Annotated in this window: 9 protein-coding genes; 1 reads left to right on the top strand and 8 read right to left on the bottom strand. The window is 63.3% G+C overall.

The genetic code is table 11. From position 1 onward, the window contains the following. Positions 1-239 precede the first annotated feature (239 nt). Positions 240-1463, bottom strand: a complete 1224-nt coding sequence (locus QME84_08975) for a hypothetical protein (protein MDI6874396.1) — start codon at positions 1461-1463, stop codon at positions 240-242. Between the two features lie 568 nt (positions 1464-2031). On the opposite strand from QME84_08975, the gene QME84_08970 reads away from it, so the two are divergent. Then, positions 2032-3234 carry a 2,3-bisphosphoglycerate-independent phosphoglycerate mutase gene (locus QME84_08970; protein MDI6874395.1) on the top strand — a complete coding sequence of 401 codons (1203 nt, stop codon included), beginning with the start codon at positions 2032-2034 and terminating at the stop codon, positions 3232-3234. A gap of 1047 nt (positions 3235-4281) precedes the next feature. Here QME84_08970 and fdhF read toward each other — a convergent pair. From fdhF to QME84_08935, 7 genes are all read right to left on the bottom strand, one after another. After that, positions 4282-6342 (bottom strand): formate dehydrogenase subunit alpha, encoded by a 2061-nt coding sequence (fdhF, locus tag QME84_08965; protein ID MDI6874394.1) that lies wholly within the window; start codon positions 6340-6342, stop codon positions 4282-4284. Positions 6343-6408: 66 nt separating this feature from the next. Then, positions 6409-7227 (bottom strand): 4Fe-4S ferredoxin, encoded by an 819-nt coding sequence (locus QME84_08960; GenBank protein MDI6874393.1) that lies wholly within the window; start codon positions 7225-7227, stop codon positions 6409-6411. 182 nt (positions 7228-7409) lie between these two features. After that, positions 7410-7916 (bottom strand): hydrogenase iron-sulfur subunit, encoded by a 507-nt coding sequence (locus QME84_08955; protein ID MDI6874392.1) that lies wholly within the window; start codon positions 7914-7916, stop codon positions 7410-7412. Between the two features lie 27 nt (positions 7917-7943). Further along, positions 7944-11018 (bottom strand): CoB--CoM heterodisulfide reductase iron-sulfur subunit A family protein, encoded by a 3075-nt coding sequence (locus QME84_08950; GenBank protein MDI6874391.1) that lies wholly within the window; start codon positions 11016-11018, stop codon positions 7944-7946. Positions 11019-11020: 2 nt separating this feature from the next. Further along, complete coding sequence (locus QME84_08945; GenBank protein MDI6874390.1) at positions 11021-11902, bottom strand: CoB--CoM heterodisulfide reductase iron-sulfur subunit B family protein; 882 nt, start codon at positions 11900-11902, stop codon at positions 11021-11023. Positions 11903-11909: 7 nt separating this feature from the next. Next, complete coding sequence (locus tag QME84_08940; protein MDI6874389.1) at positions 11910-12464, bottom strand: 4Fe-4S dicluster domain-containing protein; 555 nt, start codon at positions 12462-12464, stop codon at positions 11910-11912. 752 nt (positions 12465-13216) lie between these two features. Next, positions 13217-13441 carry a hypothetical protein gene (locus QME84_08935; protein ID MDI6874388.1) on the bottom strand — a complete coding sequence of 75 codons (225 nt, stop codon included), beginning with the start codon at positions 13439-13441 and terminating at the stop codon, positions 13217-13219. Positions 13442-13675: the final 234 nt, after the last annotated feature.

Raw genomic sequence — 13675 nt, 5'->3', positions numbered from 1 at the left:
GAATCTACGGGTGTAGGTGAGGAAGGTGCGGTGTTTATGTCGGTACGGAAAAACTCAGTAATTTCCGTGGTCATTCGCCGATCCGCCCCCCCGGTGCCGAACGTACCCGGGAGTGAGGTTGCTCGCCCTTCGAAGCCTTCTACCATCTACCGACGGAGGATTGCGGGATCCACGGGTGCAGGCGAGACCTGATAATGCCCTGCCTGGCGCCCCCACGCCACATATCGCCGACGGGTGATTCAACTGCCCCCGGAGGGGATGAACACCGCCCCCAGGTCGTCCGCCACCAGAGCCCCCGCCCCCTCCACGTTCAAGCGGACCATGAGGCTGTCCGCACCTCCGTCCAGGGGAATCCGGGCCTCGAATTCCTCCCAGCCCGTGCTTCCGACCAGTTCCCGCGAGGCCATGAATCCCAAGGAGCCGGAAACCCCGAAGGCTACCGCGTCCACCCATACCCTGCCGGACACGGCCTGGGCGCGTAATCTACCCCGCAGGAGCAGGGACCCCTTTCGCCCCGAAAGCCCCGGCACCGTCTGGTAAAACCCGGTATGGGCCGAGGGGTCGGCGCCCGGCTGGTTTTCTACCCGCAGGGAGCGTTCCTTCCCTGACCAGCCGGGTTCGGAGCCGTAAACGGGGGGCCTGTCCGTCCCGGAGAAGAATAGGTGCCAGTACCTCGCCCCTTCCTCGAAGGAGGGATTGCCGAGGAGGTTCACCCCCGCCGGAGGATATTCCTCCCTCTCCTCCACCTCCAGGGACACGTCGTCGAACCAGGCCCTGCCTCTCCCGTACATCCCGCATTCCAGCCACACCTCGCGGGCCTCCAGGGGCACGTAGCAGCGCAGCTCCACCGGCGTCCACCCCGTGGTTCCCTCCCCCCGGTCGGAGTAGGCAACCACCAGGGTGCGCAGCTTAGCCTCTTCCTCACCGGCGCCCCGGACGATAATCCCCAGGTATGCCTGCCCCTCCAAACCCTCGGTGCGCACCTGGCCCCTGAAGACCGCGTCGTGGCCCACGGGCGTCTGTCCCAGCATCGTGTACCAACCGGCATCCACGAAGTCGCTTTCCTGTGAACTGACCGCCGCGCTGGCGAACCCCTTGTAGGAACGTTGCCGGTCCCTGAAGACCAGCGCGCCCCGCTCCTCTCCCTTCTTGGCCCACCCCCAGATAGTCTCCCTCGTGCCCACCTCGAAGCTGTAGTTGCTGATCAGGTTGGTGTGCAGCGGGATATCCGATGCCGGGTGCCCTTCCTCGCCGTGTTCCTCCTCTTCGGCGTGGACGTGTCCTTCCTCGTGTTCGTGATCTTCCTCGTGCTCATGGGCGTGGGAGTGGGCGTGTTCGGAAGCCAGGCCCGTCACCACCTCCCGGCGGACCATGTACTGGATGGGCACGGAGGCGGCCAGGGCGGCCAGGACGACCACCACCACCCACCACCTGCCCCACAACGTTTTGAGTCTTCCAGCCATCAACCGCACCTCGCCATCGATCGGGCCGAGGGGTATCCGTATTTACGCCTTGTCATCAGGCCTTAACGCGCATACCAGTGATGTCGGGGCCTTCCGGTTCCCGTCAAGGTTCATCGCTTTCACCTCGCCTCCGGTCCCGACACCGGGGAGGAGCCCCCGGGAAGGTAGAGCCTGGGGAACGGTCATCCTTAGCAAGCGGCCAAGCCCTCCCACCCCCAGGGAACCCGTGACCGCGCTTCCGGTACCGGACCATTGTCACACGCTGTTCTTCCCCTCGCGCCGCGATTCCTCGTGACCACGCCTTCGTAATCCCGCCTTTTTAACCATGATATTACTTGTAACCACGCGTTCGTAAACATTGATAACCATGAAATACAGCGGTCACCTCGTTTCGCTGCATATCCCTCTTCCTATATTTTCGGTGCACATTCATATTCCTGTATCGCTCCGGCTGATATCCATCTTCCCTTCCGTTCCACGCCCCCATGCTCCCTTCCCGTTGATCCTCCGGGCCTCCTCTCCGTATATAATGTTGGCGGGACACAAGGAGGTCGTGGAAGTGAACCGCATGGAATTTATATCCAGCCTGCGAACGGCAGCCGGGTCCAAAATGGTTCTCCTGGTCCTGGACGGCCTGGGGGGTCTTCCCCACCCGGAGACCGGCCTCACCGAGCTGGAGACAGCCCGCACGCCCAACCTGGACGCCCTGGCCCGGGACTCCGCCTGCGGGCTGATCCACGCCGTGGGCCCGGGCATCACCCCGGGAAGCGGCCCCGCCCACATGGCCCTCTTCGGGTACGACCCGGTACGTTACGAGGTGGGAAGGGGGGTGCTCTCCGCGCTAGGGGTGGGCATGGACCTGGGCCCCGACGACCTCGCGGCGCGGGTGAACTTCTGCACCGTCGAGGACGGGGTGATAACCGACCGGCGGGCCGGGCGTATACCCACGGAGAAAAACGCCCGGTTATGTGAGAAACTCTCAGCCATCAGGCTGGACGGAGCGGAAGTGATAATCCGCCCCGAGAAGGAGCACCGCGCCGCCCTGGTGCTGAGGGGCGAGGGCCTATCCGAACGCATCTCGGACACCGACCCTCAGAAGACGGGGGTACCTCCCCTGCCCTGCCGTCCCCTCGTGGAAGGGGACGAGGCGGCGGAGAGGACGGCGGCCCTGGTCAATAAATACTTGGAAGAAGCTTCCCGGTTGCTCGCTGACGAGCACCCGGCCAACATGTTGCTCACCCGCGGCTTCGCCAGGAAACCGGACATCCCGCTCATGACCGACCTCTACGGCATACGGGCGGGAGCGGTGGCCACCTACCCCATGTACCGCGCCGTGGCCCGCCTGGTGGGCATGGAACTGGTGGAAACCGGTCCCTCCTTCGCCGACCAGGTGGAGGCCCTGGCGAAAGCCTGGGAAAAGTACGATTACTTCTTCGTCCATTACAAGTACACGGACAGCCGGGGCGAGGACGGCGACTTCGACGCCAAGGTGGCCTGCATCGAGGAGGTGGACGCCTCCGTGCCCCGGATACTGGAGCTCCAGCCCGAGGTCCTGGTGGTGACCGGCGACCATTCCACCCCCGCCCTCCTCAAGGCCCACAGCTGGCACCCTTCCCCCCTGATCTTCCATTCCCGCTGGGAGAGGAGGGACGACGTGGATTCCTTCGGGGAGAGGGCCTGCGCCCGCGGTATCCTGGGGACCTTCCCGGCCCTGGACCTCCTGCCTATGATGCTGGCCTGCGCCCAGCGTCTCACCAAGTTCGGCGCCTAACGGGGTCAGGTCTTGAATTTTGATACCCCCGGGGATATTGAGGAGCAGTACAGACCTTCTTCGAATTAAGGCCGCCTTGGGAGGTATCACTGGACGGTGCTTCTCAGGGATTTCCCCGCTGAGCGGAAACACCCGGGGGCGGTCATACCCGCCACCCTGCAGCGGAAGGTCGTGCACTATGTCGCTAATCTTTCCCTCTTGGGTATTTCCAGGTCGAAATTCCGGCCAACCTCCTCGAAGATCTCCCTGACCGCCTCTTTCTCCCCCAGAATGATACCCCCACGCGCACCCGCGAGGGGCGATGGTGCCTCAATGCCCTCCTGGACGTAGGACACATAAGCCTTATAGCCTCATCTTTTAGGTTGGAAAACAAGCACAGGATATGGCTCGCGTTCAGAAACTTTTTCGGCTTGTCCAAGCCTACCATTGCCCGATAAGACGACCATTTCCAATCCTCCGGCCTTTCCACCATGCCGGCCCGCACAGGGTTGAGGACTACGTAGCGAGCTACCGTCAGGAGCCTCTCCTCATCCTTAATAAGGAAGGCCTTGAACCTTCCCTGGAAGACATGACCTACCCTCTCGTGGCACCGGTTGAAATACTGCGCATATACCCCGTTCAACTGGCGCATTCCCCTGGAAAGGTTGGCCTGCTCTGTTCTTAGAAGAAGGTGATAGTGGTTTCCCATAAGGCAGTAAGCGTACACAGTCCACCGGTAACGCTCGGCGACCTCGGAAATTTTCTTCAGAAAGACGTAACGGTCTTGATCGTCTAGAAAGATTTAACCTTCTCATTGCCGCGCGAAGTGATATGGTAAAGCCCATTCTCTTACCTGCAGTCTAAGAGGCCTGGACATGGGAGTTATTCGATCCGATAGTTCAGTAAATCTAATACCATATTGTTATATTATTTATATTATTAATGTTTTATAACTTAATATACTTTATACATTCAGTCAAGTGACCGGCCATCCGAGATAAAAATACCCGCAAACGAGAAATCAGGTTTATCGCGAGGAACAAGATATACCCATGGGGGTATCAAAATTCAAGACCTGACCCCTTGTACCTTGACGGCGCAGACCTTGAGCTCGGGGATCTTGGCCACGGGATCGAGGGCGGCGATGGTCAGGACGTTGGCCGCCGCCTCGGCGAAGTGGAAGGGCATGAAGACCACGCCCCTCCCCACCCGGTCGGTTACCCGGGCCTCCACCTCCACGCTGCCCCGGCGCGAGGAAAGGACGACGCGTCCTCCGTCGACGATTCCCAGCTCCTCCGCGTCCTCGGGGTTTATTTCCGCGAAGGGGCGGTCCACTTCCTTCACCAAGGAAGGTGAGCGCCTGGTCATGGTCCCCGTGTGATACTGGAAAAGGATGCGCCCCGTGGTGAGGATGAAGGGGTACTCCTCGTCCGGCACCTCGGCCGGTGGGCGGTAGGTCACCGGGGTGAACCTCCCCTTCCCGATGGGAAAACTTTCCACGTGAAGGATGGGCGTCCCGGGATGGTCCTCGGTGGGACAGGGCCACTGCAGTCCCCGCGTACCCAGCCGCCGGTAGGTCATCCCCGCGTAGCTGGGGGTCACCATCCTTATCTCCTCGAAGACCTCCTCCGGGGAAGCGAAATCGAAACCGCCCCCTCCCATACGCCTTCCCAGCTCGCAGATTATCTCCCAGTCCGGACGGGCCTCTCCCGGAGGCTCCACGGCCCTTCGTAATCTCTGCACCCTGCGCTCGGTATTGGTGATAGTCCCCTCCTTCTCGGCGAAGGAGGCGGCGGGAAGCGCCACGTGGGCGTAGCGCAGGGTCTCGTTGTCCATGATGTCCGCCACGGCCAGGAAATCCAGCCTGGACAGGGCCTCCCGCACGTGGTTGACGTCCGGGTCGGAGACCATGGGATTCTCTCCCATGATGTACATGGCCCGCAGGTCGCCCCGGGCGGCCGCCTCGGTCATCTCCACCACCGTGAGCCCCGGCTTCCTGGAAAGCCCTTCCACTCCCCAAGCGGCCTCGAACCTGCGCGCCGCCTCCTCGTCCTCCACTTTCTGGTAGCCGGTGAACACGTTGGGGAGGCCACCCATGTCGCATGCCCCCTGGACGTTGTTCTGGCCCCGCAGGGGATTGACCCCCGTGCCCGGCCTGCCAATGTTGCCGGTGAGCAGGGCCAGGTTGGCCACGGCCAGGACGTTGTCCGTGCCGGCGACGTGCTGGGTGATCCCCATGCAGTAGACGATGGCCGCCCTGTCCGCGCTCCCGTAAAGGCGGGCCGCCTCCACCAGGTCCGCAGCCGGGATCCCGGATATCTCCTCCACCCGCTCGGGGGTGTATTCGGCCACCGCCCTCCGGAACTCCTCGAAGCCCTCGGTCCGGGAGGCGATGAACTCGTTGTCCTGCAGCCCCTCCTCCAGCACGACCCTGGCCAGGCCATTGAGGTAGGCCACCTCGGTACCCGGTCGCGGGCGTAGGTAGACTTGGGCGAAGCGGCTGAGGTGGATGGAGCGGGGGTCGATGACTATGAGCCTGGTCCCCTTCCTCATCGCGGAAAGTATCCTCTCTCCGATGATGGGATGCTGCTCGGTGATGTTGGAGCCCACCACCAGGATTACCTCCGCCTCCTCCAGGTCCTGGATGGAGTTGGTCATGGCCCCGCTGCCCAGCGCCGTCGCCAGACCGGCGACCGTGGGGCCGTGTCATAACCGGGCGCAGTGGTCGACGTTATTGGTGCCGACCACCGCGCGGGCCAGCTTCATGAGCAGGTAGTTCTCCTCGTTGGTGCAACGGGCGGAGGCCAGAAAGCCCACGGCGTCCGGACCGTGTTCATCCCGTGCCTTCTGCAATCCCTCCACCACCACCTGGAGCGCCGTATTCCAGTCCGTTTCCACCAGCTCACCGTTCCGGCGTACCAGGGGTCGGGTTAGGCGGCGCGGGCTGTGCACGAACTCGTGAACCGCCCATCCCTTGATGCAGAGGGTCCCGCGCGACACGGGATGGTCCTTCTGGGGAAGGGTCCCCGTCAGGCGGCCGTTGCTCGCCCGCAGGAGCACCCCGCATCCCGTCCCGCAGTACACGCAGGTGGAGGGCACCATCCGGAAATCGATCTCCTTGTCCGCCATCGAATCTACCTCGTCTCTACGTTGGTCCTCATACCGGTTTTTCATCCCTCGATACCCGGGGGGGTATCAAAATTCAAGATCTGACCCCATGATCTTTTTGATTTCTTCTTCGGTGCCCAGTTCGCTCAGGGGGTTTCTCCGATCCGGGTCCTCGCCCGGGCGGTACCCGAAACGCTCCTCCATGACCTCCTGCATCTTCCGGTAGATAGCGCGCAGCGGTATCCCCGCCGGGCAGGCCTCCTCGCACAGGCCGCAGTCAACGCAACGCCCCGCCATGTCCAGGGCCCTTACGAGGTGGAAGGAAGGGAACTCCGGCGGGATAACACCGGGTTCCACCAGTTGCGGGTTCTCCAGGGCGCAGTCCTCGCAGAAACACATGGGGCATACGTTGCGGCACCCGTAGCACTTGATGCACCGGGAGAAGTGTTCCTCCCAGAAGCGCAGGCGCTCGGGGTCGGGCAGGGACTCCGCCTCCTCGATGACCTCGCGGGAGGGTGCCGGCTCCGCCCTCTCCCCCAGGTCCACCCGGCCGGGATAGGGCTGCCGGCAACCGCAGGCCCTAGCCTCCTCCTCCGTGCAGGCCAGGCCCACCAGCTCCACCCGGTCCAGGTCCACCTGCTCCAGCTTGGCCAGCTCCACCAGGGCGCGCTCGTCGCAGCCCCGCACCAGGACGGCAAAGCGTCGCTCCGGGTATTCCCGCAGGAGCTCGACGAGGAGCCTCCCCAGGGGATACCGCGTGTCGCCCAGCGTCAGCCGTTCCAGTTGCGGGGAACCGGGATCGGTGATCAAAGCCGGGAGGGGACTTCCCTCCTCCTCCACCAGGCAGAGGAAGGCGTCCGCACCCTCTTCCAGTTTCTTCCTTACCAGGGATTTCAATCCTTCCATGATCCGACCGCTTATGTACTCCTCTCCGCTTCAACCTCCACCGCTCGCCCCGGAGCGCCAGAACCTGTCCCCCGCCGGGTTCCTCCGGTCCCTCCATCCGTGACCGCTCCCCAGGCCGCACCAGATCCGGAGGGGGAACCCCATCCCCGGCGTTCTTCGGCGCCTCCTCCCTTTGCCATGTTTTACCATGCGGCCCTCCGTTCAGCCCGCTCCCCCGCCTCCCTTCCCCGGCGCACTGGTTTCCGGCGCAGGGGCGAGGGCCCCAGGGCCTTGACCTGCTCGGTGAAGGAGCGCACCACCTCGGCGTACTTCTCTCCCTCCGCCGCGGAAATCCACTCCAGGCGCAGGCGCCTTTCCTCCAGCCCCAGGAACTTGAGGGCCTCGCGCAGCACCAGGAAGCGCTTGGCGGTCATGTAATTCCCTTTCAGGTAGTGGCAGTCCCCTATGTGGCATCCGGCGATGAGCACCCCGTCCATGCCCTCCTGGAAGGCCTTGACCACGAAGTAGGGGCTGATGGTCCCCGTGCACATCACCCGCACGTCCAGGACGTTGGGTGGATATTGCAGGCGGGAGACCCCGGCCAGGTCCGCCCCGGCGTAGGAACACCAGTTGCACAGGAAGGCCAGGATGCGGACGTCGTCCGTGGAACCCCGTCCTTCTTCACCTTGCTTCTTCTCCGTCTCCGCCATCTCCGTACCTCGCCGCCTATACGACCCTCAACCCTCCCAGGCGGTGGCCGCCGCCTCAATCTGTTCGCATATCTGGTCGGACCGGAACCCCTGCAGCCTGCTGGCCCCCGCCGTGCAGGCCGCGGTGCACGTTCCGCAACCCTTGCACAGGGAGGGGTTGACGGAGGCCTTCCTTCTCTCCCGGTCCAGGGTCACCGCCTCGAAGGGGCACAGTCGCACGCAGATGCCGCACCCGGAGCACTTCTCCTCCTCCACCACGGCCACCACGCCCTCGGTGATTATCTTCTCCCTGCACAGCACGGACTCCGCCCGCGCCGCCGCGGCAGCCGCCTGGGCCACGGACTCCTCGATGGACTTGGGGGCATGGGCCAGGCCGCACACGAAAACGCCGTCGGTGGCGAAGTCCACCGGGCGCAGCTTCATGTGCGCCTCCAGGAAGAAACCTTCCGCGTTGCGGGGGACCTTGAGCATGGGGGCCAACTCGGCGTTGTCCGGGTTGGCCACGATGCCCACGGAGAGGACCACCAGGTCGGCGTCCACGGTCACCTCCTCGCCCAGCCCCGCCTCCGGGACGGTGACCCGCAGGGCCCCTTCGGAGCGCGTCACCCGCGGTCGTACCTGGTCATCGAAGCGCAGGAAGACCACCCCGGCCTCCCGGGCCTTCCGGTAGAGGTCCTCCCTGAACCCATAGGTGCGCACGTCCCGGTAGAGGACGAATACATCCACCCCCGGGTTCAGCTCCTTCAGGGCCAGGGCGTTCTTCACCGCCTCCGTGCAGCAGACCTTGGAGCAGTAGGGTCTCTCCTCGTCCCGCGAGCCCACGCACTGGATCATGACCACGCGCCTGAGATCCCGCAGCCCCGGGTCCCGGGAGGCCAGCCTGGCCTCCAGGTCCCACTGGGTGAGAACGCGGTCGTCCTCCCCGAAAAGGTACTCGGTGGGCTGGTACCGCCCGCCGCCGGTGGCCACGATGACCGCCCCGTGCTCCAGTAGGGTTTCCCGCCCCTCGCCGTCGCGGATGAGGGTGCGGAACTGGCCCACGAAACCGGAGACGTCCACCACCCGGTGCCCGGTAAAGACGGTGATGAGCTCCTCCCGTTTCACCTTTTCCACCAGGTCCCGGAGGTAGGCCTGCACATCCTCGCCCCGGTAGTCGAAATGCACGTTGCGCGCCAGGCCGCCCAGCTCGTCCTCCTTTTCCACCAGGTAGACCGGGAAGCCGGAACCGGCCAGGTGCAGGGCGGCGTTCATCCCCGCCACCCCTCCCCCGATGACCAGGGCGCGGGGGATGACCTCGCTCTCCCCCTCCGCCAGGGGCTCCAGGCGCCTGGCCTTCTCCACGGCCATCCTCACCAGGTACTTGGCCTTGCGGGTGGCCCGGTCCGGCTCCCGCATGTGCACCCAGGAGCAGTGCTCCCGGATGTTGGCCATCTCGAAGAGGTACTTGTTTATCCCCGCCGAGCGCAAGGTCTCCCGGAAGAGGGGCTGGTGGGTACGCGGGGTGCAGGAGGCCACCACCAGGCGGTTCAATCGGTGCTCTTCCACCGCCTGGCGTATCCACTCCTGGGCGTCCTGGGAACAAGCGTAAAGCCTCTCCTCGGCGAAGACCACTCCCGGAAGGGTGCGGGTGTATTCCACCACCGCGGGCACGTCCACGAAGCCCCCGATGTTGGACCCGCAGCGGCAGATTATGGCCCCCACCCGGGGTTCCTCCCCGCGCACGTCCCTCTCCGGGGGATGCTCGCGGCGGGTAAGCAGGGTCCCCCGGGCCTGGTGCAGCTCAAGGGAAGCCACCCCCGCCGCCGCCGTGGCCTGGGTCACCGTGTCCGGGATGTCCTTGGGCTCCTGGGCGGCCCCGCAGACCAGGATTCCCGGGCGCGAGGAGAGGACGGGCAAAAAGGGGTCCGAGCGGGCGAATCCGTATTCGTTTACCTCCAGGCCCAACCCCTCGGCCAGCCCGCAGGGTGCCTCCAGGCCGATGGAAAGAACTACCAGGTCGAACTCCTCCTCCCGCATGCGCCCCCCGCCATCCAGGTAGCGCAGGAGCAGGTTCTTGGTGCGCTGCTTCTCCCGTATCCCGGAGATCAGCCCCCGCACGTAGCGAACGCCGTGGCGCGACTCCGCTCCCGTGTAGTACTTCTCGAAGTCCTTCCCGTAGGCTCGCAGGTCGATGAAGAAGATGGTGGGCTCGATGGAGGGGAGGTGCTCCTTGGCGATGAGGGCCTGCTTGGTGGCGTACATGCAGCACACGCTGGAGCAGTACCCGTTGCCCACGGTCACGTCCCTGGACCCCACGCACTGTATGAAGGCCAGCTTCCTTACCTCCCGCCCGTCGGAGGGCCGGACCACGTGTCCCTGAGTGGGGCCGTTGGCCCCCAGGATACGCTCGAACTCCAGGGAGGTGACCACGTTGGGATATATTCCGTACCCGTACTCCGTCTTCCGGGAGGCGTCGAAGGGACGATAGCCGGGGGCGGCGATCACCATCCCCACCTCGAGGGTTTCCTCCCGCTCCCGGTCCTCGAAGTTCACGGCTCCCGCCTGGCATACCTTCACGCAGTTGCCGCACTTCCCCCTGGTGAGGTAGCGACAGACCGTGCCCTCGATGACCGCTGCCCCGGGGACCGCCTGGGGAAAGGGCACCCGGATGCACCGGGTGGTGTTCAGGTTAGCGTTATAAGGGTCGGGTATCTTCACCGGGCACTTGGCGGTACAGTCCCCGCACCCGGTGCATTTATCCACTTCCACGTAGCGGGGCCGCAGGCGCAGCCGCACCCGCATTTCTCCCGGCTCCCCCTCCACGGAGAGCACGTCGGCCAGGGTGATGACCTCGATGTTCAGGTCGGAGGCCACCTCCACCATCTTGGGGGAGAGGATGCACATGGAGCACTCGTTGGTGGGGAAGGTCTTGTCCAGCATGCCCATGACCCCGCCGATGGAGGGGGAGGACTCCACCAGGTACACGCGGTAGCCCAACCCGGAGAGCTCCAGGGAGGCCTGGATGCCGCCCACGCCACCGCCCACCACCATCACCGAACCCAGGGGGCTCTTGCCTCCAGGTCCTCCGGGGTGTTTTTCCATCCTCTTTTCCCGTTCCGCCATCCCTATCCCCCCGTGGGTATCCCGGTCCTCCAGAGGAGGGGCCGCGGGTCCAGGAGGTGCTTGGAAAGCCAGCCCTCCGCCTCCTCCATCCCCAGGGCCAGGCCGATGAGCTCGGTGAAGAAGAATACCGGGAGGTCGTGCTCATGGCCGAAACGCAGCCTTCCCTCCCGCTGGCGCATCTCCAGGTTGGCCAGGCACATGGGGCAGGCGGTGACCAGGCTGTCGGCGCCGGCCTCCTCCGCCGCCTCGAAGAGCCGGTTCACCAGCCCCACCACCAGGTCGGTGCGGGTGAGGGAGAGGCTTCCCCCGCAGCAGTCGGTCTTGTAGGACCAGGGTTTCACCTCCGCCCCCAGGGCGGATAGCAACTCGTCCATGCGGGTGGGATGGTCGGGGTTGTCGCCCTCCATCATCCCCCGGGGACGGGCCATGAGGCACCCGTAATAGGAGACCGGCTTGAGCCCGCGGAGGGGATTGACCACCCTCTCCCGCAGGGCCTCCAGGCCCACCTCCTCGTAAATGACGTCCAGCAGGTGGACTATGCGGCCTCGAAAGCGGGGGTCGGAACCTATTATTTCCTCCACCCGGGAGGCCAGCGCCTCATCCTGGAGGAGCTCCTCCCGGGCCGATCTCAGGTTGTGGTAACAGGCGGCGCAGACCACCACCAGGTCTTTCCCCAGCTCCCGCGCCTGGGCCAGGTCCCGTGCCGGGAGGGCCACCGAGAGGAGATGGTTGGTCATGTGGGCCGAGGAGGCGCCGCAGCAGCTCCAGTCGGGGAGGGGCTCCAGCCGGACGCCCAGGGCTCCGGCTACTTTCACCGCCGAATCCCCGTACTCCTCCGCCGAGGAGAGCTGGGAACAACCCGGGTAATAACTGTAGGTCCTCATTCCCGGCTCACACCCCCGCGCTTCCCTTCTTCCTGCTCTCCCGGAAGATGCGCCGGATCTCGCGGCGTCCACGCGCCAGGCTGGGGATGAGCCTTATCTTGCCCTTGCGGAGCATCTCCACCGCCAGTCCGAGGTCGCTGAAGAGGTCTCCGGACAGCGCCTTGTAAGCCCCCATGAGCACGGGCTCGCTTATCCTCCCCGTGGCCTGGATGTTGCCCAGGAAGCAGTAGTGGAACAGGGGGATGTTCTTCTCGGCGGGCTTCACCCCTCCTTCCAGGGCCATCTCCCGCAGGGAATCGATCACCCGGGCCACGTCGATGTCGTTGGGACAGCGGGCCGTGCAGGTGACGCAGGAGGCGCAGATCCAGATGGTGCGGCTGGCGAGAAGCCTATCCTGCTGCCCCAGCTGCACCAGTTTCATAGCCTGATGGGGAAGAACGTCCATGGCCGGGCTGAAGAGGCACCCCGTGCTGCACTTACCGCACTGGTAGCAGAGCCGTACCTTCTCGCCGCTGCGGGCTTCGATCTCCTTCTCCAGCCCGGATCCGCTCGCGCTTATCATCCTTCCTCCCTGCCCGAAACTGACAACGAATCATTATATTATTCTCATAAAGTTTGCCATGCGCTACATCATGCACTGATTTCAAATCCTCTTCCAATAAAAGTCCCGATCGGGCTGCGTTTACGGCCGCTTCCGTCACCGTGACATGGATTTGCCTGCCTCCTAAAGGTTTTACATCCATCCCTCGACACCACAAGCCTCCTCCGCCATGAATCCTGCAATTAAGAATCTCGGCCTTTTCACGCCCTCCCGGGGGAACGTGCATGCCCGGACACGATAAAACAAAATAGATATAATTATTGACTATATAGTATTTTATGATATCCACTAAATTGTCAACTGGTCATGGCCGAGATTTAAAGGATATCCCGGACGGCAGATAGAATTTTTCGTAGCGAAAGACCAGGTGATGGGCAAAGCTTCACTGGATTAAGATGAGGGTAAAACCGGTAAGAGCTGAATATGCGGCGGTAATTATTTTTTTCTTCCTGGTTTCGGTGCTATATACCTGGCCGCTGGCCCTACATGTCCATAATTCGCTTCCCGGCGACAACGGGATATACAAGCCCACCGGGGAGCTGGGAGGCTTCGGTGATTCCCTCCATGCCGCCTGGCTTACCTCCTGGAATGCTCGCAAGATTTTCACCGATCCCGGCAACTTTTTCCAGGGCAATATCATCTATCCCTCGCGGGACGTTAACACCTACTCGGAGCACCTTTTCATCCTCGGGGTTTGCGGCGCTCCAATATTTTTAATAACCGGAAACCCGATCATAACTTTTAACTTCCTTCTCTTCTTCTCGCTGATTCTCACCGCCTTCGGTACTTACCTCTTTCTCAAAGAACTGACCGGAAATCCCATGGCGGGTCTCGTGGCGGGATCGATATTCGCTTTTGCTCCCTTCCGCATGGCCCGACCGGATCACCTCTGGTTCCTCTTCTCGCCATTCATGCCTTTCATGTTGCTCTACCTTCATCGATACCTCGACATAGGTCTTAAAAAACATCTTTTTTTATTCACCCTTTTCTTCCTGCTTCAATCCCTTTCCAGCTGGCATTACACCATGTTCTGTACCCTCGCCGCCGGACTCCTTCTGCTCTGGAAAGCCATCTTTTCACGCAGAAGCACGGAATGGAAAAGAATAGGCCTGTCCACTTTATCCCTGATAGTCGTATTTCCGCTCCTGATACCGCTTCTGCTCCCCTACCTG

The organism is Actinomycetota bacterium (assembly GCA_030019255.1).
Taxonomy (GTDB): Bacteria; Actinomycetota; Geothermincolia; order Geothermincolales; family RBG-13-55-18; genus Solincola_A.
Note: the sequence above shows the minus strand (reverse complement) of the source record. Positions and strands in the feature narration are given on the sequence as shown.

Coding starts and splice junctions, on each gene's coding strand:
- QME84_08960 (MDI6874393.1), bottom strand. CDS start 7,227: ATGGAAGGATTGAAATCCCTGGTAAGGAAGAAACTGGAAGAGGGTGCG.
- QME84_08945 (MDI6874390.1), bottom strand. CDS start 11,902: ATGAGGACCTACAGTTATTACCCGGGTTGTTCCCAGCTCTCCTCGGCG.
- QME84_08955 (MDI6874392.1), bottom strand. CDS start 7,916: ATGGCGGAGACGGAGAAGAAGCAAGGTGAAGAAGGACGGGGTTCCACG.
- QME84_08950 (MDI6874391.1), bottom strand. CDS start 11,018: ATGGCGGAACGGGAAAAGAGGATGGAAAAACACCCCGGAGGACCTGGA.
- QME84_08940 (MDI6874389.1), bottom strand. CDS start 12,464: ATGATAAGCGCGAGCGGATCCGGGCTGGAGAAGGAGATCGAAGCCCGC.
- QME84_08935 (MDI6874388.1), bottom strand. CDS start 13,441: ATGAAGGTAGAGCAACATGAAAGGCATGAATGGCGAGAAGAGGAACCA.
- QME84_08970 (MDI6874395.1), top strand. CDS start 2,032: ATGGAATTTATATCCAGCCTGCGAACGGCAGCCGGGTCCAAAATGGTT.
- QME84_08975 (MDI6874396.1), bottom strand. CDS start 1,463: ATGGCTGGAAGACTCAAAACGTTGTGGGGCAGGTGGTGGGTGGTGGTG.